Source organism: Falsiroseomonas oryziterrae, assembly GCF_021864505.1.
In the GTDB taxonomy this organism is placed as follows: Bacteria; Pseudomonadota; Alphaproteobacteria; order Acetobacterales; family Acetobacteraceae; genus Falsiroseomonas; species Falsiroseomonas oryziterrae.
Genome location: NZ_JAKJIB010000559.1, coordinates 1 through 1,466, shown reverse-complemented (window position 1 = coordinate 1,466; position 1,466 = coordinate 1). Strand labels below are relative to the sequence as shown.

The following is a 1,466-nucleotide window of genomic DNA, read 5'->3' as shown; positions in this document are numbered from 1 at the left end:
GCGCTGCTCGTCGCCTCGCGCCAGCTGCTGCGCGAGCCCGACCCCGCGGCCGCGGCGCGGGCGGCGATCGGGCGCATGCCGCGCGGCTCGCTCTCGGTCGAGGAGGTGCTCGGCCATGTGCGCGTGGCCGCGCTGTTGCCGTTGACGGATGACGGCGTGGCGCGGGTCTCCGCGGCGATGGTCGCGGCCGCGTTTTCCGCCGAGTTCCGCGCTGCCTGGCAGCGCGCGAAGGACTGAGGAACCCCCATGGGCTTCAATTGCGGCATCGTCGGCCTGCCGAATGTCGGCAAGTCCACGCTGTTCAACGCGCTGACGCAGACGGCTGCCGCGCAAGCGGCGAACTACCCGTTCTGCACCATCGAGCCGAATGTCGGCCGCGTCGCGGTGCCCGATCCGCGCCTCGACGTGCTGGCGAGGATCGGCAAGTCGGCGAAGATCATCCCGACCAGCCTGGAATTCGTGGACATCGCTGGGCTGGTGCGCGGCGCGTCGAAGGGCGAGGGGCTCGGCAACCAGTTCCTGGCGAACATCCGCGAGGTGGATGCCATCGTCCATGTGCTGCGCTGCTTCGAGGACGGCGACATCACGCATGTCGAGGGCAGTGTCGATCCGGTGCGTGACGCCGAGACGGTCGAGACCGAACTCATGCTGGCCGACCTCGACAGCCTCGAAAAGCGTGCGCAGGGCCTGGTGAAGCGCGCGCGCGGCGGCGACAAGGAAGCGGTCGCGCAGATGGCGCTGATCGAGCCGCTGAAGGCGGCGCTCGAAGCCGGCAAGCCCGCGCGCACCGCGGTGCCGAAGGGCGAGGAGGAGGCGGCGAAGCGCCTTCAGCTCATGACGACCAAGCCGGTGCTCTATGTCTGCAACGTCGAGGAAGGCTCGGCCGCGACCGGCAACGCGCACAGCGCGCGGGTGCAGGCGATGGCGGCGGCGCAGGGCGCCAAGGCGGTGATCGTCTCGGCGGCGATCGAGGCCGAGATCAGCCAGATGCCGGAGGGCGACCGCGGGGAGTTCCTGTCCTCGCTCGGCCTGCAGGACAGCGGGCTCGATCGCATCATCCGCGCCGGCTACGAACTGCTCGGGCTGGTGACCTACTTCACGGTGGGGCCGAAGGAGACGCGGGCCTGGACGATTACGCGCGGGACGAAGGCGCCGGGCGCGGCGGGCGTGATCCATGGCGACTTCGAGCGCGGCTTCATCGCGGCGGAGACCATCGCCTATGACGACTACGTCGCGCTGGGTGGCGAGGCGGGGGCGAAGGATGCGGGCAAGATGCGCGTCGAGGGGAAGGAGTACGTCGTGAAGGACGGCGACGTGCTGCTGTTCCGCTTCAACGTGTAGCGTGCTGCGGGGGCGCTGCCCCCGCGCCCCCGCCGGGGAGCCGAGGGGCTCCCCGGACCCCAGCCATCTGTTTTTCAACGCCGAAGGCGGAGGGGGCCGAAGTGCCCCCTCCGCCTTCGGCGTTA

Annotated in this window: 2 protein-coding genes; both read left to right on the top strand. The window is 70.6% G+C overall.

What is annotated here, in order from left to right; genetic code table 11:
• On the top strand, window positions 1-237 hold a 237-nt coding region (locus L2I40_RS23130), incomplete at its 5' end, for a hypothetical protein (RefSeq protein ID WP_237217708.1).
• Between the two features lie 9 nt (window positions 238-246).
• Window positions 247-1,341: a redox-regulated ATPase YchF gene (ychF, locus tag L2I40_RS23125; RefSeq protein WP_237217707.1), complete on the top strand. Its 1,095-nt coding sequence runs from the start codon at window positions 247-249 to the stop codon at window positions 1,339-1,341.
• Window positions 1,342-1,466: the final 125 nt, after the last annotated feature.